Source organism: Actinosynnema sp. (assembly GCF_052038725.1).
Map to the genome: position 1 here is coordinate 1 of NZ_JBQGCX010000453.1, position 2823 is coordinate 2823.

4 protein-coding genes and 1 pseudogene are annotated in these 2823 nt (G+C 74.7%); 3 read left to right on the forward strand and 2 right to left on the reverse strand.

Annotated features, from left to right (window positions below):
* Positions 1-146: 146 nt before the first annotated feature.
* Positions 147-392, reverse strand: coding sequence for a DUF3039 domain-containing protein (locus tag ACTUAL_RS09155; protein ID WP_096492103.1), 246 nt, complete (start codon positions 390-392; stop codon positions 147-149).
* 31 nt (positions 393-423) lie between these two features.
* Here ACTUAL_RS09155 and ACTUAL_RS09160 point away from each other — a divergent pair, with 31 nt between their 5' ends.
* Together ACTUAL_RS09160 and ACTUAL_RS09165 are read left to right on the forward strand one after the other, a co-directional pair.
* The gene (locus ACTUAL_RS09160) at positions 424-1332 is read left to right on the forward strand and encodes a pseudouridine-5'-phosphate glycosidase (RefSeq protein ID WP_440899947.1); all 909 of its coding nucleotides are present in this window, start codon (positions 424-426) and stop codon (positions 1330-1332) included.
* Complete coding sequence (locus tag ACTUAL_RS09165) at positions 1329-2231, forward strand: carbohydrate kinase family protein (RefSeq protein ID WP_440899948.1); 903 nt, start codon at positions 1329-1331, stop codon at positions 2229-2231. Before ACTUAL_RS09160 ends, ACTUAL_RS09165 begins: the two co-directional genes overlap by 4 nt.
* On the opposite strand, the gene ACTUAL_RS09170 is transcribed toward ACTUAL_RS09165, so the two are convergent.
* Positions 2213-2539: a DUF3099 domain-containing protein gene (locus ACTUAL_RS09170; RefSeq protein WP_096492100.1), complete on the reverse strand. Its 327-nt coding sequence runs from the start codon at positions 2537-2539 to the stop codon at positions 2213-2215. The genes ACTUAL_RS09165 and ACTUAL_RS09170 overlap by 19 nt on opposite strands.
* 56 nt (positions 2540-2595) lie before the next feature.
* Between ACTUAL_RS09170 and ACTUAL_RS09175 the strand changes: the two are divergent.
* Positions 2596-2823, forward strand: a pseudogene (locus tag ACTUAL_RS09175) (PucR family transcriptional regulator); the annotation flags it as partial.

Genomic DNA, 2823 nt, shown 5'->3' on the forward strand with positions numbered 1-2823 from the left:
GGTCCCGGCGACCAGGGCGCGGCCGGGCGGACCGGTCAGCCGGAGAACGCCTGACCTGGGGAAACCCCGGCACTCGCTCCCAGGACAGCACTGCCCCGGCGTCCCGCTTCGAGCGCGGGACGCCGGGGCAGCCCGGACATCAGGGGCTACTCGCCACCCATGGGCAGGCTCTCGTAGATCTTCTTGCAGTCCGGGCACACCGGGGAGCCTGGCTTCGGCGACTTCGTCACCGGGAAGACCTCGCCGCACAGCGCCACCACGTGCGTGCCCATGACCGCGCTCTCCGCGATCTTCTCCTTGCGCACGTAGTGGAACATCTTGGGCGAGTCGTCCCCGGTGGTGTCAGTGCCTTCCGGCCTGGTGTCCAGCTCAGGGAGGGTCTGCGTGCTCACACCCTCACCTTACCTGGGATGATGGCCCCTCGTGAGCACGCCGAGCAGCACCGAAGAAGTCCGCGACGCCCTGGCCGAGAACCGGCCGGTGGTCGCGCTGGAGAGCACCATCCTGTCCCACGGCCTCCCGCCGGGCCGCAACCGCGAGGTCGCCGCGCGCCTGGAGGCGATCGTCCGCGAGGCGGGCGCCGTCCCCGCCACGATCGCCGTGCTGGGCGGCGTGCCGAAGGTCGGCCTGACCGACGCCGAGCTCGACTACGTGTGCGACCGGGACAACGACCTGGTCAAGCTGTCCCGCCGGGACCTGGGCGCGGCGTTCGCGCTGGGCAGGGACGGCGCCACCACCGTCGCGGGCACCGCCGCGCTGGCGCACGCCGCGGGCATCGGGGTCTTCGCCACCGGCGGCCTCGGCGGGGTGCACCGGGGCGCGAGCGAGACCTGGGACGTGTCCGCCGACCTGGACGTCCTCGCGTCCACGCCCATCCTGGTCGTGTGCTCCGGGGTGAAGTCGATCCTCGACATGGGCGCGACGCTGGAGCTGCTGGAGACCAGCTCGGTGCCGGTGCTGGGCTACCGCACCGACCGCTTCCCCGCGTTCTACCGCCGCGAGTCCGACTTCGGCGTCCCGTGGCGGGTGGACACCCCCGAGCAGGCCGCCGCCGTCGTGGCCGCGCACCGGGGCGTCCCCGGCGACGCGGGCGTGCTGCTGACCAACCCGATCCCGGTCGAGTTCGAGATGGACGTCGAGCTGCACGACCGGCTGCTCGCCGAGGGCCTGGCCCTGCTGGAGGACCGGGGCATCACCGGCAAGGAGGTGACCCCGGCGCTGCTGGAGCACTTCCACACCGCCAGCGGCGGCGTCAGCCTGGACGCCAACGAGGCGCTCGTGGTGTCCAACGCCGCGCTGGCCGCGCGGGTCGCGGTCGCCCTCTCCGCGTGAGAGCGGCGGGGAGCGGGATCGTCGTGGTGGGCGACGCAGGCCTGGACGTCGTCGCCCGCCACTCCGGTCCGATCGTGCACGGCGGCGACTCGCGCGCCTCGGTGACCATCGAGCCCGGCGGCGCCGGGGCCAACACGGCGGTGTGGCTGGCCGCCTGCGGCTCGTCGCCGGTGCTGGTGGCGCGGGTCGGCGCGGACTCGGCGGGGCGGCAGGTGCACGCCGAGCTGACCTCGGCCGGGGTGCGCTGCGCGTTCGCGGTCGACCCGGACGCGGCGACCTGCTGCGTCGTGGTGCTGGTGGACGACACCGGGCAGCGCACGATGCTGCCCGACCGGGGCGCGAACGCCCGGTTCTCGCCCGAGGACGTGAACCCGGAGCTGCTGGCGGGCTCGTCCCACCTGCACCTGTCCGGGTACGTGCTGCTGGACGCCTCGTCCAGGCCCGCGGGCCTGGAGGTGCTGCGGATGGCGCGCGAGGCGGGGCTGACCACGTCGGTGGACCCGCAGTCGGCGGCGCTGGTCTACGACGGGGTCCTGGACGACATCAGGGGCGTCGACCTGCTGCTGCCCAACGCGGAGGAGCTGGTGGCGCTGACCGGGTCGGCCGACCCGGTGTCGGCGGTGGCGCTGCTGGACGTGGTGGGCGCGGTCGCGGCCACCTCCGGCGCGGACGGCGCGAGCTGGGTCGACGCCGACGGCGTGGTGCCGGTGCCCGCGACCGACGTGGAGTGCGTCGACTCCACGGGCGCGGGCGACGCGTTCGACGCGGGCCTGCTCGCGGCCTGGCTGGCCGGGGCGTCCCGGCGCGACGCGCTCCTCGGGGGGGTGCGCGCCGCGGGCCGGGCCGTCTCGTCGGTCGGCGCCCAGCCGCCGCTGCGGGCTCAGCCGTCGATGACGTGACGGGGGCGCGCCTCCAGGGCGCGCCTCTCCGCATCGTGCTTGTTCGCCTTCTCGGACTTGCGCGGTGGGCGGTCGTTCGCGATCAGCACGGCCATCCACGGCAGCGGGATGGACAGCACGATGAAAGCCAGCGCCAGCCACCACGTGTCGTAGAAGACCATGGCCAGGAGCAGGCACGGGATGCGCGAGCCCATCATGATCGCGTACTTGCGCTTGCGCGCCGCGAGCTGGTCCTCGTACGAGGGCTCGGCCTCGGTGATCAGCACCGGGTGCTCGGGATTGCTCACGACACCACCTCCGCCCACCATCGTCCCACCACCGCGATCGCGGCGACACCCGCCCGCCCCGGTCCTACGATCCGGGCGTGGTAGCGCTGGACCGGTTGGTCGACGTCCTCGGCAGTCTGGGCACCCACCTGGGGTGCGCCCCGCGCGGGCGGGACGTGGTGCTGCGCGGGGTCGCGCTGCACGACCCGGTGGAGCGGCCGCGCGCGGGCGGCGACGAGCTGCTGATCGGGGTGGGGGTCGGGTCGTCGGCCGCCGCGGCGCGCCTGGTCGGCACGACGCGGGCCGCCGCCGTGGCGCTGCACGGG